We start from the raw sequence: 24957 nt of genomic DNA, 5'->3' as shown, positions 1-24957 counted from the left end.
TCTACAAATATGTTGCAGCCTCCAGAGCTATCAATGCTTTCCCAACATTATGGTTAGCATCATGCAGTCCTTCAAACTCATATCCGCTGTCTCCCAATACATCTCCTGCTTCCAGAAAATCATAAAGTTCTAACCCGTAAAAATCACATATTGCCTGAACACCTGCAAGCTCCATTTCTACTGCTATGCACCCTTCACCTTTTCTTTTTGCCACTAGTCCCTTCGTTTCACGGAGCATAGAATCAGTTGTCCATACACGGCCTTTAACATACGGAGCTTTTATTTTTTCAAATACCTCTGCCAACACATCACAATTTTTAATAGTAATGTAGTCAGAAGATGGTGCGTAATAATGGGATGCTCCCTCTCCTCTATAACTTTCAGTTGGGATAATGAACTTACCTCTGGTTGTTTCTTTATCAAGACTTCCACAAGAACCAAACATAATATACTTTGTTGCACCAATAACATGATGGCTTTCATAACACATAGAGGATGCAACAGCAGAACCTATTCCCGTCAGATAAAAAGCTATTTTCTCTCCCTTGTAATCCAGACAATAGATTGAAATGTTTCCATTACAAGCGCCAATTTCACCTATAATTTCACATTTATAATGTGATACTAAATATGTATGTATCTCCTTAGAAAAGATAATCATACATTTGTCTGTAATATGCTTTCCGGCTCCATAAATAACATTTAAATCAATTAATGCCTCTGTCTCTTTGTCAAAAAAATCACTCTGTAGCATAATATCGCTCACTCTTTCTCTTCAATTATTGTAACTACTTTATTCGGATAAAAAAGACCACCTACCTGCAAAGATAAGTGGTCAGCATATACTATATTCTAATTATTGAACCATTTTCTCATCTTAGCAATTCAAATATTTACATACGCAATTAAGACCATACACGTTCATAATGTGCATAGCATAAATTTCAGTATATGAATATCCGACTGCAAATCTATTCATGAGAAAACTCCTTTCAAAAATTATTATGTTAAGATTACTCTTGTTTGTAACGCTTGTCAATCATTTTTATCTGTGGATGTACATTCTTGTCATTTTGGGTTCATCATCACCTTGAACCATACATAAAAATTCCCATCCATATCGTTCATAGAAGCCAATATGATCCGTCACCAAATATAAAGGCGTTACTCCTTTATTTCTCATATCATCAACAACTTTGTTTAGCAAATTCCCAGCTAGTCCCTTTTTTCGATGTTCTTCTTCAGCATATACGGCGCATACATTTGGAGTCAAATCCTTTCTATCATGAAAGTCATTTTCTATTACCCCAAGTCCTGCGACAATGGATTCATCATATAAGCATATATACCAACCATACTCGGTTTTTCCTGATAAATACGCTTTCATACACTCCAGGTATGCCTCTGCCGGCACACCCCATTTACTATGAAACCACTCAGCTGCAATAGCTACTAATTCCGGCCGTTCTCTTAATGTTATAATTCTATAATTGTTCATATTGTTAATATCCTCCAATAATATGAAAGGCAGGCTAAAATAGCCCACCTTATCTCTAATTCTTAATCAAATTCAGCACTATTATATCTTAAAAATCCCACTTGCACTTTTCTTCACAACTTGCCAGATTTTCTCTTTCCTTCGCGAACGATTCTTTGAATACTTTTCTCCGAAAGTGAAAACTGCATGGCAAGACTGGCAATAGAACTACCACCTTGATATTTCTGGCTAATCTCGTGATTTCGCTGTATCAGATATTGTCTTGTATCAGTATGACTTCCCCACTCCTTTTTAGATGTGCTGGGAATATATATTGCTTTTCCATTTACATATTGCTGAATAGTTTCTATTAATTCTTTTGGCAGAACCTCTTCTGCTCTAATATAACTCATAGTATCCTCCTAAATATAATTTCTTAGGATTCATCTGAGCTTAACTATTCTTTTTATTTTAAGCTCAGACTACTGAGCAAAAACATATCTTTTTTTCATAAATAAAATGCCCCTTTCCTTTATTAAAAAGACTTCCCCAAGCAATTAACATCACCATTATTTAGTCCGCATTTTTTATAAAACTCTAGATTATCATTTATAGAAATAAGTTCTATTGTATGAATATCCTTTACTTTAAGTTGCTCTTCTAAGGCACTAAGCAGCTTACGCCCTACTCCTTTTCTCTTCCACTTTGGAGTAACAAAAATTTCTGAAACAAAGAACATATCATAGTCTGCATAAGGATCCACAAATCCCAAAAGACCACCTATAATTTCACCGTCTTCTACTGCAGCTAAACCCAGGGCTTCAAATCCACACAAAATGGACTGCACTCTTCTTACTGCCTTTTCCTGAACCCAAGCCTCATTCCAAGGCTCCTCTGAATATGCCTGTCCCATTACTCCGGCAAGCTCCTCGATATCATTATGATTAACTACTCTTATCTCCATTTATTTATCCTCCTGGCCTCGTATTACATAAAAGCGATACAATTCTTCTTTTTCATCATCAATATCTTTGTACATTTTCTTTTCTATTAAGTTGAAACCAGATTTCTCTGCTACTTTCCATGATGGTGTATTCGCATCGAGAATAGTTGCTATTATTTCAGACTCACTATATTGTTTAAAGAAAAACTGAACATATGCATTTATCGCCTCTGTCATATATCCTTTTTCCCTAAAAGGTGTTCCTATAAAATAACAAATACCAACCTTATCCACATCTTCATAATATGTAGAACCAACAGAGCCTATGACCTCTTCTGTTTCTTTTAGTATAACAGTGCAAGGTATATAATTTTCTCTTGGATTATCATTATTTGTTAATTTTAAAGCCTCTTCAATCCAATCATTGATCCACTCTGAACAATTAGCATCAAACCCAACTTGACTAAGACTCCCATCTTGAGACATACCAGAAAAGATAATCTCGTCTCCGCGCTGTATGGAGCGAATAATCAATCTATTAGTTTCTAGCCACATTTAAATCACCTCTTCTGATTAAGTATAAGTTCCATCCTAATATATGAAAACCTCAATTTTAATTATAAATAAACTTGCTCCAGTATGTTTATATCATCTGAAACGCCTTCAGTGCCTCCACAATTGCCTCTTCCTTCTCCTTCGGGCACCGTGGCTGTCTAGCATCCTCCGACTTTGGCAAATTGAAATTCTCAGCCAATTCAATACCACATTTCCGTTTTACCTGAGCAATATAGAGATTCGAAACCTTCATCCCATCATTATGCTCTGCAACATACTTCTTTATCTTTTCATAGGTTGCCTTTGTCTCTGCTGAAGTACCTTCCAATTCAGCAACATCAATATCCACATCAATATAATCATCCGGCTTCTGACGGAGTTGGGAAAGAAGAACAACCGTCTCTATCCCGCGTGTCCACGGAAACATATCTACACATTTTGCCCTAACCGGCTGATATCCATATTCCAAAAACACTTCTAAATCTCTGGCAAGCGAAGTTGGCTTACAGGAAATATAAACAAATGAGGATAATCCATAATCTAAAATTTTACGAATTGCTTTTGGGTGGATGCCCTCTCTTGGTGGGTCTAAGACAATTGCGTCCGGTGCCTCCGTCAGTTCATCCAACACCGTCAACACATCTCCTGCCAAAAATGTGCAGTTGTCCAGCTGATTTTCTTTGGCATTTTCTGCCGCTGCATAAACTGCCTCTTCCACGATTTCAACTCCTGTCACCTCTTTTGCCACCGGTGCCAGTACCTGCGCAATCGTTCCGGTTCCGCTATAAAGGTCATATACCTTTTTCCCGGTCAAATCACCAATGTATTCTCTTGCCAGCGAATACAGTTTCTCTGCTCCGGCAGAATTTGTCTGGAAAAAGGAAAACGGCGTAATGCGAAAACGCAGTCCCAAAAGTTCATCGTAAAAATAATCTTTTCCATATAAAATATCTACCGCATCTGCTTTCACCACATCCGAAAGACTATCATTTGTCATATGCAGAATACCGGCAAACGTCCCTGTCGTCTCTAACGCAAGAAGCGTATCTTTATATTTCTCAAGTAACTGTTTCCCTTCCGTAGAATCGATTCCTCCCTGAGAAGATGTCACAAGACAGATTAACATTTCCCCGGTTTTTAATCCCTTGCGTACAAGCAGGTGGCGAAGCACGCCCTCATGGCGCATTTTATGATAAAAGTCAATACTTTTTCCACCCAGTTTCGCATTCCGAAAAAAGTCCTGCGTTGTCTTTAACACCTTGCGCAAATCCTCATCAATAATCTGGCAGTCAGGGACGGAAACAATATCATAAAAACTCCCTCGTTTATGAAGTCCCAAAGTAAGCGGACCATCTTTCACTTCATCCCCAAAAGAAAACTCCATTTTGTTTCGGTATTCCCAGATTCTAGGACTTTCCACACATTCATCCAGTGGAAAATCCGGATACACAGCATCCAACAAAGCTTTTACCTGATTCAGTTTCAGTTTTTTCTGCTCCTCATACGGAAGTGTCTGGTACGCACAACCGCCACATTCCGAAAAATGCGGACACGGCGGCACTGCTTTTTCAATCTCCGAAGGCACCAAAACTTCCGTCAGATTTCCCTCCGGTCTTTTCTTCTTTACTTTCTTTAATTGAAAACGCACTCTCTGCCCCGGTAATGTATTTTTCACCTGTACATAGGCATCCTCATCTTCTACATAAACAATTCCTTTATTCGGAAACTTTAGAGATGTAACCATCCCCTCATAAAATTCGTTCTTTTTCATAGTAACCCTTCCTCGTAAAATTTGCTATTGCCATAGTATAGCATAGATTTTGGGAAATGTCATTTTTTAATGTTTAATGGTTGTGAGAAATGTTCGATGACACTTTTTTGTTTTCCAGTAATTCCGTAGAAACGCTTTGCGTCTCGTGGGCACTCCCGTTTAACAAACGCGTAAGGGTATGGGCATGCAAAACACGCAAGCCTCATACCCACGTGTTTGTACCCACGAGTCACAAAGTTTTCTACGGAATTACTGGAAGCCAAATAGACTGGCATCAAACAATTAACACAAACTTTTGAACACTAAAAATAACATCCAACGCTTGCACCAACCTCCCCCTTTCACTATTCGTTTTAAATTGTTTTCACAGCATCTCCAAATCGGGAACTGTAGTTTCATCTTTGTCACTATACAGGATAAAAAAACTGTGTTTTTAGCAAGTAGTTTGTGGCAGGTGTTTGTTTTCACTCTTTTGGGTTCCGGTAAATTCGTAGAAAAAGTTTGTGATGAGTGGGTTTTGAGTGCGTCGGTATGTGTTGCAAGAAGTCCAGTGGACTTCTGTTCTGCAACGACCGAAGCGTAGCGGAGACCTCTGGTAGTTTCAGTGCACATACCGCTACGCACTCAATAAGCGGAAGCGCCCACGAGACGCAAACTTTTTCTACGGATTTACGAAAACAAAAAATAATAACAAACACTTGCCACAAACTATCAGTTGATTTACTCGCCAAAATCCGCTATACTTAAACTTAAATGACATTAGGAAAGAGGTACCGGAATGGATAACGCAACCGAAGAAAGCATTATGGATATCATCGGAAAACTGAAAAAGATTGATTACATAAATCCGGAAGACATCCCTAATATTGATTTATACATGGATCAGGTTACGACATTTATGGACGAACATCTTGCTGCGTGTAAGCGTCTGGATGACGATAAAATACTTACAAAAACCATGATTAACAACTACACAAAAAACGATTTTCTTCCACCACCGGTCAAGAAGAAATATTCCAAAGAACATATGTATCTTCTGATTTTTATTTATTATTTTAAAAATGTATTATCAATCAATGATACGCAGAAAATCTTTCGCCCGCTGACGGATATGTTCTATAACAATAAATCAAGGGATATTTCACTGGAAGAAATCTACCGCGTCATTTTTGAGATGGAACGCATACAGACAGATAATCTTACCAAAGACATTTTGAGACGATTTAAGTATTCACAAAATCTGTTTCCGGATGTTAAGGATGAAGACGAAGCAGACTTTCTCTCCCGTTTCGCTTTTATCTGCCTGCTCAGTTTTGATGCTTACCTCAAAAAACAGTTAGTGGAGCGTTTAATTGACGAAACTCTTTCCGATGAAGCGAAGCAGAAAAAAGACAAATAAATTACGGATAGAATTGAGGTTACTATGAACGAATTACTTGCAGGATTAAATGACAAACAAAAAGAAGCGGTTCTCCACTTTGAGGGACCGCTCCTTATTTTAGCGGGTGCAGGCTCCGGAAAAACCCGTGTTCTCACCCATCGAATTGCATATTTAATTGAGGAACATCAAGTACTGCCCTACCACATTCTTGCCCTTACCTTTACAAATAAAGCGGCAAACGAAATGCGCGAGCGTGTGAATAACATTATTGAATATGGTGCCGGCAGTATCTGGGTAAGTACCTTCCACTCCACCTGTGTTCGTATTTTAAGACGATTTATCGACCATTTGGGTTATGATAACGCCTTTACGATATACGACAGCGATGACCAGAAATCACTGATGAAAGATATTTGCAAACAATTAAATATTGATACAAAAAAATATAAAGAACGCACTTTCTTAAATGCTATTTCCTCGGCAAAGGACGAGTTAAAAACACCGGAGCAGTATGCTGACGAAGTAGCAAAAGAATACAACAAAAAGATTTTTGGACGGGTTTATAAAGAATACCAAAAGCGTCTAAAACAAAATAATGCTTTGGATTTTGACGATTTAATTATGCTTACTGTGCAATTATTCCAGCAGAATACGGAAATACTAAACCATTATCAGGAGCGTTTTCCATTTATTCTGGTGGATGAGTATCAGGATACAAACACCGCACAGTTTACTTTATTAAGTTTGCTTGCATCCCGCTACCAGAACCTTTGCGTGGTTGGTGACGATGACCAGTCGATTTATCGGTTCCGCGGTGCAAATATTCACAATATTTTGAATTTTGAAAAAATCTTTCCGGCAACAAAAGTAATCCGCTTAGAGCAGAATTATCGCTCCACTAAAAATATTCTTGCGGCTGCCAGCGGAGTAATTAAACATAACTCCATGCGTAAAGAAAAAACGCTTTGGACAACAGCCGAAGCCGGTGCTCCTATTTCCTATGGACGCTACGATAATGAATATGAAGAGGCTCAGGGCATTGCCGCTGACATTCACCGTCAGGTAAAGGATGGCATGTCCTACAGCGACTTTGCTATTTTATACCGTACCAATGCACAATCCCGTGTATTTGAGGAAAAACTTATTTACGAGGGCATTCCTTACCGGATTATCGGTGCTGTCAACTTTTATGCCAGAAAGGAAATTAAAGATATTCTCTGTTACCTGAAAACAATCAATAACAGTGCGGACGATATCGCGATTAAACGAATCATCAATATTCCAAGACGAGGCATCGGTCAGACAACCATCGGACGTATTTCGGACTATGCTTTTTCGCAGGAAATGCCATTTTACGAGGCACTTCGCCGTGTGGATGAAATTCCGGGATGTAACCGCGCCAGTGCAAAAATTCATTCTTTTGTCAGCCTGATTGAGCATTTTCGCATGAAATTACGCGGCGAAATGTATTCGCTTGAGGATATGACTCAGGAACTTTTGGATGTAACCGGTTATGTCCGTGAATTAGAGGCAGAAGACACCGATGAGGCAAATGGCCGCATCGAAAATATTGAATCTCTGATGAATAAGATTGTTCAATATGAAGAAGATAATAATGGCGGCACGTTAAACGACTTATTGGAAGACATCGCTCTCGTGGCAGACATTGACACGGTATCCGATGACGCTGAGCAGGTGCTTTTGATGACACTCCACAGTGCTAAAGGACTGGAATTTCCAAACGTTTATATTTGCGGTATGGAAGAAACAATCTTCCCGGGGGCTTCCGCCGTATTTGGCGATGACCCATCTGAACTGGAAGAAGAACGCAGACTCTGCTACGTGGGAATTACCCGTGCCATGAAAAAGCTGACGCTTACCAGCGCAAATCAGCGCATGCGTAACGGTGAAATGAATTTCAACCGCCCATCACGCTTTATTAACGAGATTCCGCGCCACTTGGTGAAACAGACCTATGGCGCAGTCCTTAAACCGGAGACCGAAAGTAAACCAACTGAATTTTCGAGGGCAAAAGCTTCTCTTTATACCAAGGACCGCAAAAATCCATTTGCCAATAACCCTTACATCCAAAAGGGAATGGGAAGTGCTTCACCTGCCGGTGCTCCGGATTATCAAGTTGGCGACCGGGTGTCACACACGAAATTTGGGCAGGGCATTGTCCGATCCCTCACAAAACTAACAAACGACTATGAGGTTGTCATTGAATTTGATGGATTTGGACAGAGAAAGCTCCGCTCTTCGTTTGCCAAACTGACAAAATTATAATTTGATAAAAAAAGTATAGTATTCCATAACTATTCGTGTTACAATATGGTTAAAGAATCTTTTTGAGAAAGGATGGTTTTTATTATGTCAGGAAAATTTGAGGAAATGATAAACAACGCTAAAATTACTGAGTTGTTAAACAAGAAAAAAGCAGAGGAAGAAAATAAAAGTTTTGTTCTTTGGATTTTGGCTATTATCGGTGCAGTTGCTGCTGTAGCTGCTATCGCATTTGCTGTATACCGTTATATGAATCCAAAGTACGCTGATTTTGATGGTGACTTTGATTATGACGAGTTTGAGGATGATTTCGAAGATGACGACATTGATGATAATGACGTTTATGTAAAGAAGACAAACTAGTTTTTATTCTCCTTTCACCCCAAAAGAACCGCCTGTACCGGACATACCGGTGCAGGCGGTTCTAATTATTTCTCTCTATTCTATTATCCTAATTCCGGAACTTTTTTTGAAATTGCAACTGCTAATGCTCCCGGTCCGATATGACACGAAACACTTAAGGAAAGCGGGTCAACAAAATCCACCTCATGTCCCGGGAATTCTGTCTCTAATTCTTTACGAAACGCCTGTGCCTCGGTATCATCTGCCGTATAAGCAACATGCATGTAAAAATTATCCCCATCCGGATCATGGAAACGTTCTTCAAAGTCATGGCGAATTGCCTTAATCATTGTGCTTTTTGCCGCCTTCAAAGTTTTCACTTTTGCATAAGCATCTAACTTTTCTCCCTGAATCTGCAAAACCGGTTTGATTCTTAATACGGTTCCGATAGCTGCAGCCGCCGGTGTAATTCGTCCACCTTTTTTCAGATAAGAAAGCGTGTCCACCATGATATAAATACTGGACTCAAATTTCTCACGAAGCAAAATCTCCTGAATCTGTTTGCCATCATAACCATTCTGTGCCAGTTCAATAGCATCCATTACGGAGCGTCTCTGTGTAACCGAAATTCTCTGGTTATCTACAACAAAAACTTTATTTTCATACTTTTCTTCATAAGAAAGCATCATGGCAGTTCCGCAAGAGCTGCTCAATCCACTCGACATCGGAATGTAAACGATTTCATCATAACATTCTAACACACTGTCCCACAGTTTCATTAATGTATCCGGTGCCGGCTGTGATGTCATTACATCTGCGCCCTGCGCCAGATATCCATAAAACTCATCCTGACTCATGCTAATATCTTCATAAAATGTATCACCATTTACAAAAAAAGGCATTGGCACAACGTGAATGCCAAGCTTCTTTGCTTCTGACTGAGTAATCCCACTATTACTATCTGTAATTACCGCAACTTTTTTCATCTATGCAATCCCCTTTCAAAAGATACGTTACATCATATCATTCTACTATTAAACTTCGTTTTTGTCAAACAACCGGTATTTCTTTACTATTCTTTCAATCCTAAGAAGAACGGGTTTATACAGACAGAACAAAAATCCGGCAGTCGCTGCTCCAAACAACAGGTTAAAAGGAAGTCCTGACAAATACACAAAACAAACCACCGATAAGGAAAGCTGCTGTGAAGTAAAAAAGATGGTATTTAAATCAACAATGGCTCCGTAGATGATAACGACAGCAAAAAAGCCATAGAGTGCTACAAGCCATCGCTTACTCTCCCGTCCGTAGAAAAATACGCCGGCAAAAAATCCTACCAGACCAAGTGCCACCATTTGAAAAGGTGTCCATGAGCCCTGACCAAAATAAAAATTAGAAACAAAAGCACTTAATGCTCCTGTCACAAAACCTACTTCACCTCCAAAACTTACGCCTGCCAAAATTACGACAGCCGCAATTGGTTTTATCTGCGGCAGAAAGAAAAAAGCAATTCTTCCGGCAATCGCAAGCGCGCAAAGCGACGCAATCATCGTAAGCAGCATAACACCCGGCCGTTCTTTTTCAAAGTGAGCAAAAAAGCCAAACAAAGCAATAAGTAAAACCGCCATACTCACAAGATAATAATTTTCTCCCTTTAACACAATGATTTCATAAAAAAGCAATACAAAGGCAAGTATGCCAAGGATACTATTGCGAATTTTTTCTTTTTGCATATTTCTTCACATCCTCAATGGTTATTATGTGTGGATTTACCCGTCTGGTCACCCGGTTCATCCCTGTTGTGTAAAACTGGTTTTCTTCCATAAATTCTCTCACCGGACACTGCACAATGATTTCGCCCTGATACAAAAGTGATATTTCGTCAGCGTACTTCGCTGTAAATTCCATATCATGCGACACCATCACAATCGATTTTTCCTTTTTTGTCCATTCTTTTAAAAGTTCACCAAATATCTTCTTTGATTTTGCATCCATTCCTTTGGTCGGCTCATCCAAAAAATAATAATCTGCCTCTTTTCCGAGTGCAACACAAAGCGCAAGCCGTTGTTTTTCTCCACCGGACAAATCCTGCGGATTTCTTTTTTTTAGTTCATCCAAACCAAACCGCAAAAATAATTCCTTCGAACATTGGCTCATTTTATCCCATTCTTTTTGCACTGTCTCTTCTAATAACAAATACATCGGATTTTGCGGCAGATATGAAAAGTTTACCGAACTCATTTTCCCATGATACGGTCGAAACTGCCTTGACATCAGCCGCAGTAAAGTCGTCTTTCCACTTCCGTTGCCACCCACAAGACACGAAATGGTATTTGCCGCGAAACGCCCCTTTGTTTCCTTTAACACATCCGGTGATTTCTTCTCATAGCGAAACGATATATTTTTCAAAGAAAAGTCCTGTGAGGATGTTTGCTTTCTTTCAATTTTTTCTTCTTCCCCATCCGGAAACACTGCGCTTTCATAGTTTCCTTCAAACCAGATTCTCGCTTCCTTTTTTGTCAAAAGTCTATCTTCCAATTTCAGATATGACGGCAAAAATTCTTCGAAAATCGTTCCTTTTAACTGTGCCTGTATCGTCCTTGGCTCTCCTATTTTCTCAATTTTTCCGTCTGCCATACATAGCACTTCATCCACAAAGGCAACCAAATCTTCCAGCCGCTGCTCCGCAATTACAATCGTTACACCAAATTCTTCATTAATCTGTCGAATTAAATCATAGATTCTCCGCGCTGCAACCGGGTCTAACTGGCTGGTCGGTTCATCCAATATCATAAGTTCCGGATTCATGGCAAGACCGGAAGCAATGTTTAAAAGCTGCTTCTCCCCACCACTTAAAGTCATCGTGTCCCGCATGACCAGATTTTCAAGCCCAAATGAACTAATCACTTCTGCTAACCGCCGTTTCATCTGCTGCTGTTCCATCCCGATATTTTCAAGTCCAAATACAATCTCATAAGAGACCCGGTCTGTCACAATCTGATTATCCGGGTTCTGCCACACATATGCACAGCCCTTCGCCTGATTGGTAAGACTTCCTTCCTCTCTTCCGCGGATTCCCGTTTCACCGGCAAGTTTGCGTAATAAAGTTGTTTTTCCGCAGCCGGACGGGCCGACAAGCAAGGTAATCGTTCCCTGTTTTATTTCCATCTGTTCCACAAAAACCGCCGGTGTTACTTCATCCGGGTAGAAAAACCGGTAATCTTTCGCTTCGATAAAAGCCATGCTGTTTCCTCCTTTCCGTACATCCAAATCGGAATACCAAGATATAAAATCCAAATCAAGTTCTCCCACACCGGCAGAATTTCCATGTGTATACTTGGGAAAAACCAAACCGGCGCAGGTTCCATTATTTGTTTTCCAATCACAAAAACACTCATCACACATACAACTGTAAAAAGCACATAATCTCCTGCGTTCCATTTGCGCGCATAGAACGATGTGCGCCTTTTTTTCCCATATGACTTTGCTCTCATAGCCATACTGCGTTCTACCGAATCTTCCATCGTTTTACCAAGCAGTGCAGACCAGACATGCGGACGATTTCCATGCAGTGAAATCATCTGTGAAAAATCTTTTTTTGCCTTTGGCACCATACGAAGAATCATGGAAAAAAGCAGGGAAAAAGAAGGAAATCTTTTTCCTGACATCGTCATAATCTTTTCTGAAGTCATCACATGTGAAAAATCGGAAAACAGAAAAATAGTTCCTAACAAAACGACTGCCATATAACAGCCATACAGCACCGCTTCCTTTGTCACGGCGTTCTCATTCAAATAGAAAAGTACCGTCATACCACGGTGATTGAGCAGTGGATTCACAACCACACAAAGTGCCGCCACCGCAAGACTTCCCACAAAGGATTTAAACATTTTCAGAAATCCTCTATTTAGCGAAACATCAATTCCCATCAGTAACAAAAGCAATCCATATAAAAGCGGATGTCCTGCCACAATCAAAAGAACCAGTGTCATAACATAATATACAAACAAAACGACCGGATGCCTTCGCGTCATCGCATTCATGGTTTCCTCCTCTAGTATTCATACTCGCAAACATAATAAAATACAATTACATCGCCATTTGATACCTGATAATTGCTCGCTCCCACATTCGGCGTCATGCCATTGACCGAATACATCCAACCGCTCTCGCTGCCACAGTCAAACTGATACAGACCGCCAATTCCCTTCACATAATAGGTGCCATACATCGGAGTGAACTCGCTATCTAGGGCGATGTTGTTCTCTTTTGTAATTCGCTTCAATATATCATACACGGACTCTTCTGCCGTGAAGGAACATTTACCGGAATAATAAATTCCGGATGCCGGAATCACCTCTTCTAACCCATTTTTCCACAACTCTTTTTTCTTTAAAATCTTCTTACATTCGATTTCAAAAGAAACTTCATTTTGGGGTTTTTCCGTTTGCTTTTCGGTCGGTTTTACTGTTACAGGTTTTTTGGTCGAAACCGTTTTTTTTGTAACATTTTCCCCGGATTTTTTTTCTGTTTTATTTCCTTTATCCTTTTTTGGTGCAGTCACAGCCGCCGGCTTAGCAGTCGGTTTTTCTGTATTTTCCCCTTTAATTTTCTCTTTTGGTGTACTTGTACTTACTGCCGTTTTCTGCTTGGGAGTCTTTATTGGTTCTACCGATTTTGTTGATTCCGGTTTCGCCGTCTCCTTTTTTTCTACAGATACCACATCTTCTTCCGAAGCATAATGTGCATCTTCCTGATTATTTGTCTTTTGTACTCCCTGTACCATAAGTGCCCCAATGATAACAAAAAACAGTATCACGCAGGCGATAATTCCTTTTTGATTCCACTTCATCTGAAAGCCTCCAAAAAAACTTCTATACGACAGAGTAACAAACAATGGACAAATCTGTCAAGCGTTGGTATAATATCTTGCGATGGTATAAATAATATTAGTAACCATGAGGTTCTTTTAAGATTAATAGGGAAGACGGTGTGAATCCGCCGCAGCCCCCGCTGCCGTATTAGGGGATGGCTTGTACATAAATGTCACTGGCATATGCCGGGAAGGCGTACAAGATTGGTTAAACCTTCCAGATGAACCTTAAGTCGGAAGACCTGCCTTATGGTGTGAAATGTGACCTTTCGGAGGGAGAGGAAATGTTTTGACTATTCATTCTAGTCATCACAGGTCCTTGTATGCCCTTTTTTCGGGAATACAGGACTTTTCTTATGTTATCGCAATACCAGAACAAAAATACGCGATACGCGAGAAAGAAGGTTTTTCTATGAAAAACAAAAAGAAACTTTTATCCGTTCTTTTAGTCTTTGTTATGACGGTAAGCGTCTTTCATGGCTATGCAGCAAAAGCAGCGGATACAGTCAAAGTAACACTTCGCCTTGAGCAGGATAATAAAACACTTGTTACACCGGTTGAAGTTACTCTGACTGATGCAGACAAAAAAGATTATGGAATCGGCCTCAGTACCAAAACACTTACCCCGCTTCATGCGCTGGCTAAGTATCTGACTGAGAAAAAAGGTGCCACAACAGAAACAATGAAAAATTATATTATGGCAAGTACAAGTCAGTACGGTTTGTTTGTTAACGGTATTAGTATTGACGGCAACTCTGATGGCAGTGCTTCCTCTGACGCTTTGGACGGCGTAAACTGGGGATATGCTGTAAATAATACAGACCCGGGTGTCGGTATGGGATCCTATTCACTAAAAAATAATGATGCAGTCACCATCTATGGACTTTGGGGCGGCGGCACATGGCCAAATAACGTAGAAACAAATTACAGCTATTTTGAAAATGACACAGTAAGCACAACTGTTTCCGGCAAAGCGACCGTAACACTGAAAGGTTTAGGCTATGACAAAAACTTCGTCGCTTCTATTGTTAAACCAATTAGTAAAGCAACTGTTGTAGCAGCAAAATATGAAAACGAAGCCAGCACAGCAACAAAGGATACTGCGGTTGCCACAGCACAGACAGATGATAACGGTGTTGCTACTCTTTCCTTTGATAAAGCAGGTACTTATGTACTCTCCGCTTACCGTTTGGACAGCGACGGCAAACACTCCAACATTTCCAGACCATACGGAATTGTTAAAGTGCTTGCTGCAGTTACCACACCAACAGCTGCTCCAACCGTTACACCAACAGCTGCTCCAACCGTTACACCAACAGCTGCTCCGACCGTTACACCAACAGCTGCTCCGATCGTTACACCAACAGCTACTCCGGCAGGAGATTCTCTTGGCAAACCGGTTCCAACAAAAACTCCGACTGCCACACCAACTCCGGCATCGGATGACAAGGGTATTAAAAAAGTTGCAAAAACACCTACTAAGGTAAAAGTTGTTGTGAAAAAGTCAAAGAAAAAGAAAAAATCCGTAACTGTTTCCTGGAAAAAGGCAGCAAACGCAAAAGGATACCGCATCGCACTTTCCAAGAAAAAGAACGGTAAATACAAAAAAGTAACCGATACGAAAAAAACAAAATACACCTTTAAGAAAACAAAGGGAACGTATTATGTAAAACTGACCGCTTATGTTGTAAAATCTGACAAAGCTACTTTCAGTAAAGCAACAAAACCGGTAAAATTCAAGGTAAAATAAGATGAAGAAAAAGACATTTTTATGTCTGATACTCACCGCTGCCATCTTCCTTAGTGCATTTTCGACTTTTCGTAATGAACAGGGTATGGATGGTGCCAGCGTGGTATCCTCTGTAACACCAGAGGATACCGCCAATTGCGGTGCTATTTGGACAAAGAAATTTTCCACAAAGGGAATCTCATACAACTCTATTCCGATTATGGGAACAAATGGCATCTATGTCGTAAATTCGAATATACTTTATGAACTGTCTTATGCAAATGGACAGGTTCTAAGACAAACCACATTAAAAGAAAAAATGAACAGCGTCTGTAATATGCTTCTTGAGGAGCATTTTTTATATATTCCGCTGGCAAATGGCACAATGGAATGTGTTGACATCAATTCGATGACAAGCCTATGGCAGAGCGAGTCGTTTGGCGGACAGTCTCTTTCGACTACCTTTTATCATAATGGATATCTCTATGCCGGCACGACAAATGTTTTGTCAAATGGTACAACCACAGGTCTCTTCTACTGCCTGAATGCAAAAGATGGCTCAACCGTCTGGACTTATGAAGATAAAGACCATCCGGGCGGTTACTATTGGAGCGGTGCCATTGTCTATGAGGATGCACTTTATTTCACCGGTGATAACGGCATTTTAGTAAGCCACAGTCTCACAGAACCGGTTGTATATGATACCGCTGTTCTGACTACGGCAAACATCCGCACCGGACTGACCTATCACAAAGGAACCGATGCCCTTTATACCGTAGCAAAAGACGGTACATTATTTCAGATACAATACACGGAGCAAAAAATCACAAGGGTTTCCTCCGGTAAAATTATGAGTGGTGCCAATTTTGTTACCTGCACCAGTACTCCAACTATTTATAACAATCGTTTATATGTTGGATGTGTGGCAGACCAATATGGTTATGTCTGTGTCATGGATGCCCTGACTTTAAAACCTATTTATCAGGTAAAGGGATTTCAAAATGCTGAAGTCAAATCTTCTCCTCTTGTTTCAACCCGTGGTTCTTCCACCGGAGAAGTAACGGTCTATTTCTCCATGAATGCTTTACCGGGTGGTTTGTACGCTTTTAAAGATACAGAAGGAAAAACAAGTGCCTCACTTCACACTTTGTATATTCCACAGGCAAAACAATACTGCCTGTCCAGTATTACAGCCGATGACAAGGGGCGTTTATACTATTCCAACGACAGTGGAACCCTGTTTTGTGTTACGCTTGCCAAAGATATCCTTGCGACAAGCACACCGACAGTCACAAGCATACCGGCTGCGACAAGTACGCCGACTGTTTCTAATTCGCTTGCACCGGCGGCTAAAAAGTCTGTGTCAAAACCGAAGAAACCATATAGCGTTAAGGTAAAGAAAAGCAAGAAAAAATACAAAGTCACCTGGAAAAAAAAGAGCAAAAAATACCAGACAATTATCTCCTACCGATATGGTAAGGGAAAATGGAAAAAGAAAACAATCAAAAAAAATACGGCAGCAACGATAAAAAAAGGCAAAAAAAGACTGCAAATCCGACTGAGATGCAAAATCAAAAAACAGTCCAAATGGATTTACTCCTCTTATACGAAAACCTTTTCATTTCGCCCTTAATATGCTAAGATAAAAATAGTCATTGGATTTACAAAAGGGAGGTTTATAGTATGAGTAAAGAACAAGAACAACTACTGCAATGGATTGATGAATCCGATAATATTGTGTTTTTTGGCGGTGCCGGTGTCTCAACAGAAAGTAGAATTCCGGATTTTAGAAGTGTTGATGGATTATATAAACAGAACTACGATTATCCACCGGAAACGATTCTGTCCCATAGTTTTTATATCCGTAACCCGGAAGAATTTTACCGTTTTTACCGGGATAAAATGCTGTTTCCCGACGCCGATCCTAATGCCGCTCACATTGCTCTTGCCAATTTGGAAAAGCAGGGCAAATTAAAAGCAGTTATTACACAAAACATCGATGGTCTGCACCAAAAGGCAGGAAGCAAGGAAGTATTAGAACTCCACGGCTCTGTTTTGCGAAATCACTGCACACACTGTCATAAATTTTATTCTTTAGAAGATATTTTAGCTATGGACGGTGTTCCTCACTGCGAATGTGGCGGTGTCATAAAACCGGATGTCGTTCTCTATGAAGAAGGACTTGATATGCCGCTTATGGAACGTGCCATTTCCTATATCCGCGATGCTGATTTGCTGATTATCGGCGGCACATCTTTGGTTGTTTATCCGGCCGCCGGGTTAATTGACTACTATCAGGGCGATAAGCTGGTACTCATTAATAAGGATAAAACTTCAAAGGATAATCGTGCAAATCTTATCCTGCACGAACCAATTGGTGAGGTCTTAAAACCACTCGCCTGACAAATTATTTCTTAATCTGCATGAAATTGATTTTTGCGGATGCCAGTACATTGCGTGGAAACATCTGGTTTACACCACTTGTTCCACCGTTACCGGTATCCGTTATTTTTTTCGGATAAAGGACAAGAGAAATCCTCTTTTCTTCCTTTAGTTTTTCCTCCATCGCCTCTCCTGCAAGTACAATACTTGGCTTTTCTTTATTGATTAGAGATAAGGTATATGACATGGGCTTTTTCGTTTTGCCATCTGCACGGCAGCCAACAAGTTGAAGCCCATTATGTAAAACTGCACTCTCATCCAAAAGCAGATGCACACCTGCACCGGAGATTTTTTCTTTCTTTTCCTCCACAAGGACAGAATCTGCACTTCCTTCCACCATATAAATGCCCAATGCCGCCTTCATTTTTTTGATACTTGCAAGGGTCTTATCTATCGTTACCTCCTTTGTATGTCTGCCGAATAAATTTCCTCCAAATAAAATAACATCCGGCTTTTTCTCATTCACCTTTTCCACCAGAGAATCAAACACATGAGCAGTCATATCACTTCCTACAAAGCAATTGGAAATATAAACAATGGAAGTATCCTTAACCGGCTCCTTCTTATTCTCCTGTGAAATCACAGTCTCCTCCCACGATATGCACCGGCTTTTCCAGAAAATAACAGCACCGACACACATGGTGACAACAAAAAAGCCAAGAATCAATTTGGTCGGATGATTGAAAAAGCGGTATATTTTCCCGCTGCATCCTGCTTTTTTCCCGATAAAACGAACAATGCCACGCACAAAACACAAAATAGGTGTGAGTATCATAACACTGCCATATATTACAGAATATGCATGCATAATGACGGAAACTACATCCGAAATCATTGCGGATATTCCGGTTTCAAAAAGGAACACAACTATTAAAGAAAAAACATGTAAAAACGCGAAAAAGACCACCGGTACTTTCCCGCGTTTCCACAAATCATAATATCGCAAAATAGAATAAAACCATGCTCCTAATGCATAGCACAACGCAATCACAACTTCTATCATAAAAGCACCCCTTGTCGTATGTTTTACTACACGGGTAGTGTATAATAGAACTGCTTATTTGTCAACCATTATTTGGTTTTGAATTTCTTTGTTTTGCTCCATTTTGAAACGGTTTTCTTTCCGTTTATTACCTGATACGTTCGGATTCGTATATAGTATTTCTTTTTCGTTTTTAACTTTTTAATCGTCCGGCTTTGTTTCTTCTTACCGGAAATCGTAATCGTCTTTTTCCCTTTTTTGAAAGATGCAGACGTGCTATATTGAATCTGGTATCCGGTAATTGACTGCGCTGTTTTTTTCCAACTTATGAAAACTTTTTTCTTACCTGCTTTCACCTTTTTGATAACCGGCGCTTTCAGAACAGCCTGCTTTGGATTCTTGTTTGGATTTGCCGGTACTGCCGTTGGCTTTGCATTGGAAGCCGGCGTTTTCACAGGTGTTCCCGAAGTTTTCTGTGTCGGCGTTGGAATTGGTGTTGGTGTTGTCTTTGGTGCCGGAGTAGGGGGAGGGGTTACCGGCGGCATTGGCGTTGGTTTCGGTGTTGGAATCACGAGATTTCCCGGCACTTTTCCCACTTTTACATCCGTGTAATCACTGTACAAATACCGGTCTGTTTTATTTGCTGCTAACCAGTCTGCCTGCTCTTTTGTTGCTGCATAAATCATTGATGGATTGTGCATTTCATAGAAGATGTAAGTATCCCATGTTTCCAGTTTTGTTCCATCAAAGCCGGTTCCAAGTCCAATCGCCACTAAATTTGTACAATTATAAAATGCCTGCCCGCCAATCGTTTGTATCCGGTCCGGAACTTCCACCTTCACAAGTCCGGTACAGTACGAAAATGTATATTCCGGTATGGAGGTCAGCGATTTCAAATCCGGTAATTCGGTAAATGACGTACAGCCGGAAAATACTGAGCCTGCCATTGATTGTAAATTCTCTGACATCGTAACTTTATCCGCTTTCAGACTGGTACAATTACTAAATGCCCCATATCCGATTTTCTTAATCTGAGACGGAATTACAATCTGCTCTAAAGCAGAACAACCACTGAACGTATATGGCGGAATTTCTTCTATATTAACCGCCTTTGATAAATCAACAGAAACCAACGAAGTACAATTTTGGAATTCACTACCGCCAAGTTTTTGTAAGCCTGCTCCGAGAACAACCGATGTCAGTTTTTCACAATCCTCGAAAGCTCCCTCTGTTGCTAAATTGGTTATTCCAAGGATTTTAACGGAATCCGGAATCACAACCTGTTCCAATTCACTTCCCTGAAAAGCCTGATACCCAATCTGCGTCAAACCGTTCGGAAGTGATATACTCCGAATGGCACATCCCTTAAATGCCTGCCCATCAATACAAATTAATTTCGACGGAAGTGAAATTGATGTTAAATTTGTTGTTTCTCCAAATGCACTGTTTCCAATAAATGTTACGTTATCCGGAATATGAACTGAAGTTAATGCACTGCAGTCCTTAAACATAGTCCCCGGAACTGCCGTCCAGCTATCCGGAATCGTAAATGAACGTAAAGACTTACATCCCCAGAACAAACCGCCGGAATACTTATCCTCATCATTCTCATAACGGTTTGTGCCATCATAATCCTCTGCGGATACTATAAATTTTCCATCTTCCGGGAACACAACATGGTCTAACTTTTCACAGTCCATAAACGCATTCGATGCAATATGCTGTACAGATTTTGGAATATTAATACTTTTTAAATTTTTGCATCCTGCAAATGCGCTGCAACCAATAAAGGTTAAGCCATCCGGAAGTGTCACCGTATCAATCGTACACTCACGGAATGCCCTTGAACCTATATAGGTAAGATTTGGTGTCTTATCTTTTCCAATCGGCAGTTCAGTCAACTCCGAACAGTTTGCAAATACATCTCTATATACGGTTTTTAATTCCTCCGGATATTTTAGCGTAAACTTAGACATTTTAGAACAATTATTAAATGCCATTTCTCCCAAATAAGTTAATTTTCCTTTTATCGTAACACTTGTAAGGGCTTTACAACCGCCAAATGCCAGTCGCGGTAATGTTGTAATCTTCTCCGAAAGTTCAATCGTGGTTAAACTTTCGCAGCGATTAAACGCATGATATCCCAGTGACGCAACATTGCCCCATTCAATTGTTTTTAGCTGGGTCAACCCCTCACACAAATGTGAGGGTACTTTTGTAACGCCGGACTCAAATGTAATTTTTTCAATTGCATCTCCGGCAAGACAGGCCCCATCCTTTTTCTGGTCCACTTCTTTGTCATCATCCAGTGGATATGTGTCGTAAATCGATGTTGTACCTTCTGGAATTGATATCTCATTTAACGAATCACACTCATAGAAAATGTATTTCCCAAGCTGGCAATTTGTAGGAAGTTTCACTGAAGAAAGCACACTGCATCCATAAAAAGCATAATTATCAATTTCCAAAACACCTTTCGGAATATTTATGGTCGTAATTGTCGTGTTATCCCGAAACGCATTCTGTCCAATAACAGTAACATTATAACTTGCCCCATCCCAATCAATCTGGGAAGGTATTGTTATACTTTGTGATGTCCCCGTATATTTTTGCACTGTTGCTGTTTTTGTTTCCTGTGTCAATTGATAGGAAAAATCACCTTCTAAATAATTGACTGTGTCTGCTTTTGATGACTGCTCCATAAACCCTATGGAGAAAAAGAATGTCAGCATAAAAAGCATGCTAACGATGAAACATTTCCTTCCTTTACAAACTTTATCATTCACCTTAACCATCTCCTTTCTTAATTTCATATAAATCCGTTTCATTATACTGAATTAAGCATAAAATGGTAAGGTTACAAATGTCTCATGTTCGCTTTTTGGCTGACATTCCTGTAATTTTAGTTATAGTTAAATTTCAATTTATTTAATGATACATATTTGGTCTGACTCCGCTCGCCATTCAGAATCTGAATGTTAAAGCCGACGCCCTCTTCCAGTTTGTGTGGCATGGAACCATTATATTCTGTTAAATCAAATACCGTGTGTTTCTTCGAACCAATCAACTTATAGTTTCCTTTATCTAAAATATCTGAATCACTGTAGCCATTCAGCGCCTCAGCAGAAACAAAGGCACATTTCTGATAATCCCCCTCAAAATCAAGTTCTGTTCCGGAAGCATCATATACACCAAATTGAATCTCAAATGAGGTGACATCCTGTATACGAATTCCCTTTTTTAACAAATACCGGCTGAAATCAATCGCAATCATACAACTAACTTCCTCATCGTATTCATTTTCAAAAAGCATCAGACCATCGAGTTTATTTACGCCACTCTCGACAAGACCACTGCCAAGATTCATGTAACCAATAATGTCTTTATCCTCCAAATCCGCAACCAATACTTTCGGTTCCGCAACCGTTTCCTGTCTAACCGTTTTTTCCCGGAAATGCTCCGGCCATTCATCTTCTGACAGCAGCAACTCCATTTTTAAAAGAATCAATTTACGAATCCTGCTAAATTCGCCATTCGTAAACTGAATGTTAATCCCCACTGCATCGTGAAGCTCATGATCCGAAAGAGAAACTCCATCTGCTTTGTATCCATTGTAATCCGTAAGCTTGATTTTTGTAATTTCCTTTGAACCAATAACCTTATAATTTGTCGTTGGTAAAATGTCCGAATTACTGTAACCATTTAATTCATCCTCAGAAACAAGTGCGCATTTTTCATATTCAATGGAAAAATCAATTTCTTTCTCATTTTCATCATACGCAGCCGCCACCAAATGAATTTCCTGAACATCCCCAATTGCAATTCCCATATGTTCCACATACTCTCTTAATTCAATCGCATACATCGGATACAGGCCCGGTTCAAATTCTGCAAAAAACTCAATGCCTTTTGACGTCACCGAAACGCCGTCCTCCTCAAGCCCATGTCCATAATTAATATACGCTTTCAGCATAGGATCTGCCAAATCAACAACCCACTTTTTCACTTTATCCATAGCAACCTCCGTTCTGAAGCCCCTGCTCCCATCAAAATAATTCTACTATTATCATACCACATTATAGCGAAAGAAACAAAGTTTTTCTGCCTTACCAGATAGCTAAATCACTTTACTTTCATCGTCTTTTTAAATCCGGTCTTTTTCTTCTGAATCAGCTTTTTGTACTTCTTTAACTGCTTCTTCGGCACCTTGAATGTAGCTTTCTTATAAATTCCTTTGAAAGCATTCTTTCCAATGCTCTTCAGCTTTATTGCCTTAATGGTTACTCTCTTCAACTTCTTGCAGCCTTTGAAAGCATTTTTTGCAATCGAAGTAACGGTATACGTCTTTTTGCCAATCTTTACTTTATTCAAGATGGTAACACTTTTTGCTTTCTTCGATGTGCATTTTTTAACAACCGCATACTTTCCGGAAATAGCATATACTACTTTTCCTTTTGTTGCGGAAGTAACTGCTTTACTTTTTTTTGGAGCCGTTTGACTGTTATTCGGGGTCGGATTTACCGGCTCCACATAATCTTCTTTAGAGAGCGTTGGCACTGAATAATTGGCGTAATCTTTTATTCCATTCCCCTGACAATCACTAAAAAACATTGATGTAACAATATGATGTTCATCAATTACCGACTTTGCTCCTTTTAAGAAATATGTATAAACAACCGGTTCCTCATCATCCCACGTAGCATCCAGCAGATACCACTGGTTTCCAATTTTCACCTGATTCCACATGTGCGTCAAACTGTAAACAGTAACACAAGGAATTTGATAATAATCACAAAGTATTTTTATCATTTTCGCATACGACTCACAACACCCCTCTTTATGTGTCATCAGATAGCCAACCGAACGTGTTTCATTTGTTGCTGCTGCACTTAAAATATGAGAATTGTTACGGTAACTGTATGTTTTCACAACATAGTCATGAATTAATTTCAGTTTCTTCGAAGTCGAAACTTTTTGAACACCGGAATTATTAAGCGATTTAATAATCTCTTGTAAAAATCCACCGTATTCTAAAGCATCAGCCTGAAATGCTGTTTTGTAATAAGCAAGCACCGGATGGATTGTTCCGGTATAAACACCATCTTTTTCTTTCATTTGTGTGTGGTTAAAATACCGAATCCAAAATATAGACGGATTGTCTAAAACGACTGCTGTACTTGCTTGATACATGTTAGCAATGGTAATTTTATCTTTCGTTACAACTTTCACATTCTCCATTCTGCACTCGCCTTTATCCATGTCAAATTTATAGTAATTATAAATTGTCGTATAGATTTTCTTCTCCACATCTGTAAGCCGGTTGTAATACCATTGATTACTTTCCATTGGTTTTTCTGCGTATGGAATTTCTTTTTCTGTTCCATCACTTTCTACCGTTCCGGCTATTTTTGTCGTACTCGCATTTGAACTCCACAACGCACGCAAATGGTAATCCATCGCTTTTGTTGTGTCGATGCGGGTCACAATAACATCTTCATCTTCTAAGTACCATCCGGCAAAGGAATGGCCCTGCTTTGTGACATCCTGCGGTAGCACAATGTTGCTCTGTTTGTACTTATACTCAGTCGGAATTGTCACTCCATCCGGAAGTGTTCCGCCGTCTAAGTCAGTTGTTACATGATATACAGTGCTTTCATAAATTGCCTGTAAGGAAAGTTCTCCGGAAGTCGTTGCTTCTACTTTTGTCATTACCTTGTTGTTCAATGTATTACGCCATCCGCAGACATAAAATCCCTTTCTCTTTACATTGGTCGGCAGGTCAAATTCATCACCGTAGGAATAAGTTTTCGGATAGTCTCCAACAAACTCACCGCCAAGGGTATCATAAGTGATGCCGTAAGTGCGGTTTGCTGCTTCCACATAGACTTTTAAGTTGTTCTTCAATGCATAATTGGACGGGAAAGGAATGGTTACGGTCGAATTCTTGTCTTCACAAGTCCCGGCACTTACCTCTGTTCCGTCTGCTGTTTCTACACGGTAGCTCTGAATATAACGGTTTGTATTGCACTTCATAATCAATGAACTGATTTTTTCGCCATACTCATACGTTACTTCGTTTGTTTTGTCCAGCTCACGGTCGCCAAGGAAAGCGATTGTGTCACTGTGCTTTGTACTGAATGTTACCGATGGCTTTTTGTACCATGCTGCATAAAGCGTGG

At 39.9% G+C, this 24957-nt stretch carries 21 protein-coding genes and 1 riboswitch; of the genes, 6 read left to right on the top strand and 15 right to left on the bottom strand.

Annotation, left to right across the window (positions count from 1 at the left end):
* Position 1: 1 nt before the first annotated feature.
* From DW019_RS02645 to rlmD, 6 genes are all read right to left on the bottom strand, one after another.
* Positions 2–754, bottom strand: coding sequence for a nucleoside phosphorylase (locus tag DW019_RS02645; RefSeq protein WP_117478873.1), 753 nt, complete (start codon positions 752–754; stop codon positions 2–4).
* A 291-nt stretch (positions 755–1045) separates the two neighbouring features.
* Positions 1046–1498: a GNAT family N-acetyltransferase gene (locus DW019_RS02640; RefSeq protein WP_117478874.1), complete on the bottom strand. Its 453-nt coding sequence runs from the start codon at positions 1496–1498 to the stop codon at positions 1046–1048.
* 113 nt (positions 1499–1611) lie between these two features.
* Entirely contained in the window at positions 1612–1890 is a 279-nt protein-coding gene (locus DW019_RS02635) for a CD3324 family protein (protein ID WP_055264019.1), read from the bottom strand.
* 122 nt (positions 1891–2012) lie between these two features.
* Positions 2013–2441 carry a GNAT family N-acetyltransferase gene (locus tag DW019_RS02630; protein ID WP_118442440.1) on the bottom strand — a complete coding sequence of 143 codons (429 nt, stop codon included), beginning with the start codon at positions 2439–2441 and terminating at the stop codon, positions 2013–2015.
* Positions 2442–2975 (bottom strand): GNAT family N-acetyltransferase, encoded by a 534-nt coding sequence (locus DW019_RS02625; protein ID WP_118442439.1) that lies wholly within the window; start codon positions 2973–2975, stop codon positions 2442–2444.
* An 88-nt stretch (positions 2976–3063) separates the two neighbouring features.
* On the bottom strand, positions 3064–4746 hold the full coding sequence (rlmD, locus tag DW019_RS02620; protein ID WP_118442438.1) for a 23S rRNA (uracil(1939)-C(5))-methyltransferase RlmD: 1683 nt from the start codon (positions 4744–4746) through the stop codon (positions 3064–3066).
* Positions 4747–5524: 778 nt separating this feature from the next.
* Here rlmD and DW019_RS02615 point away from each other — a divergent pair.
* The 3 genes from DW019_RS02615 (at position 5525) to DW019_RS02605 (ending at position 8773) form a co-directional block, all read left to right on the top strand.
* Positions 5525–6145 carry a DUF1836 domain-containing protein gene (locus tag DW019_RS02615; protein WP_117478878.1) on the top strand — a complete coding sequence of 207 codons (621 nt, stop codon included), beginning with the start codon at positions 5525–5527 and terminating at the stop codon, positions 6143–6145.
* A 24-nt stretch (positions 6146–6169) separates the two neighbouring features.
* On the top strand, positions 6170–8413 hold the full coding sequence (gene pcrA, locus DW019_RS02610) for a DNA helicase PcrA (protein WP_118442437.1): 2244 nt from the start codon (positions 6170–6172) through the stop codon (positions 8411–8413).
* Between the two features lie 84 nt (positions 8414–8497).
* Complete coding sequence (locus DW019_RS02605; protein WP_022377911.1) at positions 8498–8773, top strand: hypothetical protein; 276 nt, start codon at positions 8498–8500, stop codon at positions 8771–8773.
* 83 nt (positions 8774–8856) lie between these two features.
* Here DW019_RS02605 and DW019_RS02600 read toward each other — a convergent pair whose 3' ends face one another.
* The 5 genes from DW019_RS02600 to DW019_RS02585 are packed head-to-tail and all read right to left on the bottom strand — an operon-like array spanning position 8857 to position 13604.
* Positions 8857–9738, bottom strand: coding sequence for a DegV family protein (locus DW019_RS02600; RefSeq protein ID WP_118442436.1), 882 nt, complete (start codon positions 9736–9738; stop codon positions 8857–8859).
* A 48-nt stretch (positions 9739–9786) separates the two neighbouring features.
* A complete protein-coding gene (locus tag DW019_RS02595; RefSeq protein ID WP_022377913.1) occupies positions 9787–10485 on the bottom strand; it encodes an ECF transporter S component in 699 nt (232 codons plus the stop codon).
* Positions 10460–11995 carry an ATP-binding cassette domain-containing protein gene (locus DW019_RS02590; protein WP_182431028.1) on the bottom strand — a complete coding sequence of 512 codons (1536 nt, stop codon included), beginning with the start codon at positions 11993–11995 and terminating at the stop codon, positions 10460–10462. Before DW019_RS02590 ends, DW019_RS02595 begins: the two co-directional genes overlap by 26 nt.
* Positions 11944–12795 carry an energy-coupling factor transporter transmembrane component T gene (locus tag DW019_RS14940; RefSeq protein WP_182431027.1) on the bottom strand — a complete coding sequence of 284 codons (852 nt, stop codon included), beginning with the start codon at positions 12793–12795 and terminating at the stop codon, positions 11944–11946. Before DW019_RS14940 ends, DW019_RS02590 begins: the two co-directional genes overlap by 52 nt.
* An 11-nt stretch (positions 12796–12806) precedes the next feature.
* A complete protein-coding gene (locus DW019_RS02585) occupies positions 12807–13604 on the bottom strand; it encodes a DUF4430 domain-containing protein (RefSeq protein WP_118442434.1) in 798 nt (265 codons plus the stop codon).
* 92 nt (positions 13605–13696) lie between these two features.
* Positions 13697–13890: riboswitch (cobalamin riboswitch) on the top strand.
* A 147-nt stretch (positions 13891–14037) separates the two neighbouring features.
* On the opposite strand from DW019_RS02585, the gene DW019_RS14935 reads away from it, so the two are divergent.
* The 3 genes from DW019_RS14935 to DW019_RS02570 are packed head-to-tail and all read left to right on the top strand — an operon-like array spanning position 14038 to position 17757.
* Positions 14038–15375: a hypothetical protein gene (locus DW019_RS14935; RefSeq protein ID WP_182431033.1), complete on the top strand. Its 1338-nt coding sequence runs from the start codon at positions 14038–14040 to the stop codon at positions 15373–15375.
* A gap of 1 nt (position 15376) precedes the next feature.
* Positions 15377–16987 (top strand): PQQ-binding-like beta-propeller repeat protein, encoded by a 1611-nt coding sequence (locus DW019_RS02575; RefSeq protein ID WP_118442433.1) that lies wholly within the window; start codon positions 15377–15379, stop codon positions 16985–16987.
* Positions 16988–17037: 50 nt separating this feature from the next.
* Positions 17038–17757, top strand: coding sequence for an NAD-dependent protein deacylase (locus DW019_RS02570; RefSeq protein ID WP_118442432.1), 720 nt, complete (start codon positions 17038–17040; stop codon positions 17755–17757).
* A 4-nt stretch (positions 17758–17761) separates the two neighbouring features.
* Here DW019_RS02570 and DW019_RS02565 read toward each other — a convergent pair whose 3' ends face one another.
* The 4 genes from DW019_RS02565 to DW019_RS02550 form a co-directional block, all read right to left on the bottom strand.
* On the bottom strand, positions 17762–18799 hold the full coding sequence (locus DW019_RS02565; protein WP_118442431.1) for a hypothetical protein: 1038 nt from the start codon (positions 18797–18799) through the stop codon (positions 17762–17764).
* A 68-nt stretch (positions 18800–18867) separates the two neighbouring features.
* Positions 18868–21564 carry a leucine-rich repeat domain-containing protein gene (locus DW019_RS02560; protein ID WP_182431026.1) on the bottom strand — a complete coding sequence of 899 codons (2697 nt, stop codon included), beginning with the start codon at positions 21562–21564 and terminating at the stop codon, positions 18868–18870.
* 116 nt (positions 21565–21680) lie between these two features.
* Complete coding sequence (locus DW019_RS02555) at positions 21681–22793, bottom strand: hypothetical protein (protein ID WP_118442429.1); 1113 nt, start codon at positions 22791–22793, stop codon at positions 21681–21683.
* Between the two features lie 107 nt (positions 22794–22900).
* The coding region (locus tag DW019_RS02550) for an InlB B-repeat-containing protein (protein WP_147353003.1) at positions 22901–24957 on the bottom strand (2057 nt) is incomplete at its 5' end.

It is taken from the genome of Clostridium sp. AF37-5, assembly GCF_003477605.1.
Taxonomy (GTDB): domain Bacteria; phylum Bacillota; class Clostridia; order Lachnospirales; family Lachnospiraceae; genus Eubacterium_F.
Note: the sequence above shows the minus strand (reverse complement) of the source record. Positions and strands in the feature narration are given on the sequence as shown.

What these genes read in the sequence shown, in the direction of transcription:
- DW019_RS02645 (WP_117478873.1), bottom strand. Translation starts at nt 754, where the DNA reads ATGCTACAGAGTGATTTTTTTGACAAAGAGACAGAGGCATTAATTGAT.
- DW019_RS02640 (WP_117478874.1), bottom strand. Translation starts at nt 1,498, where the DNA reads ATGAACAATTATAGAATTATAACATTAAGAGAACGGCCGGAATTAGTA.
- DW019_RS02635 (WP_055264019.1), bottom strand. Translation starts at nt 1,890, where the DNA reads ATGAGTTATATTAGAGCAGAAGAGGTTCTGCCAAAAGAATTAATAGAA.
- DW019_RS02630 (WP_118442440.1), bottom strand. Translation starts at nt 2,441, where the DNA reads ATGGAGATAAGAGTAGTTAATCATAATGATATCGAGGAGCTTGCCGGA.
- DW019_RS02625 (WP_118442439.1), bottom strand. Translation starts at nt 2,975, where the DNA reads ATGTGGCTAGAAACTAATAGATTGATTATTCGCTCCATACAGCGCGGA.
- rlmD (WP_118442438.1), bottom strand. Translation starts at nt 4,746, where the DNA reads ATGAAAAAGAACGAATTTTATGAGGGGATGGTTACATCTCTAAAGTTT.
- DW019_RS02615 (WP_117478878.1), top strand. Translation starts at nt 5,525, where the DNA reads ATGGATAACGCAACCGAAGAAAGCATTATGGATATCATCGGAAAACTG.
- pcrA (WP_118442437.1), top strand. Translation starts at nt 6,170, where the DNA reads ATGAACGAATTACTTGCAGGATTAAATGACAAACAAAAAGAAGCGGTT.
- DW019_RS02605 (WP_022377911.1), top strand. Translation starts at nt 8,498, where the DNA reads ATGTCAGGAAAATTTGAGGAAATGATAAACAACGCTAAAATTACTGAG.
- DW019_RS02600 (WP_118442436.1), bottom strand. Translation starts at nt 9,738, where the DNA reads ATGAAAAAAGTTGCGGTAATTACAGATAGTAATAGTGGGATTACTCAG.
- DW019_RS02595 (WP_022377913.1), bottom strand. Translation starts at nt 10,485, where the DNA reads ATGCAAAAAGAAAAAATTCGCAATAGTATCCTTGGCATACTTGCCTTT.
- DW019_RS02590 (WP_182431028.1), bottom strand. Translation starts at nt 11,995, where the DNA reads ATGGCTTTTATCGAAGCGAAAGATTACCGGTTTTTCTACCCGGATGAA.
- DW019_RS14940 (WP_182431027.1), bottom strand. Translation starts at nt 12,795, where the DNA reads ATGAATGCGATGACGCGAAGGCATCCGGTCGTTTTGTTTGTATATTAT.
- DW019_RS02585 (WP_118442434.1), bottom strand. Translation starts at nt 13,604, where the DNA reads ATGAAGTGGAATCAAAAAGGAATTATCGCCTGCGTGATACTGTTTTTT.
- DW019_RS14935 (WP_182431033.1), top strand. Translation starts at nt 14,038, where the DNA reads ATGAAAAACAAAAAGAAACTTTTATCCGTTCTTTTAGTCTTTGTTATG.
- DW019_RS02575 (WP_118442433.1), top strand. Translation starts at nt 15,377, where the DNA reads ATGAAGAAAAAGACATTTTTATGTCTGATACTCACCGCTGCCATCTTC.
- DW019_RS02570 (WP_118442432.1), top strand. Translation starts at nt 17,038, where the DNA reads ATGAGTAAAGAACAAGAACAACTACTGCAATGGATTGATGAATCCGAT.
- DW019_RS02565 (WP_118442431.1), bottom strand. Translation starts at nt 18,799, where the DNA reads ATGATAGAAGTTGTGATTGCGTTGTGCTATGCATTAGGAGCATGGTTT.
- DW019_RS02555 (WP_118442429.1), bottom strand. Translation starts at nt 22,793, where the DNA reads ATGGATAAAGTGAAAAAGTGGGTTGTTGATTTGGCAGATCCTATGCTG.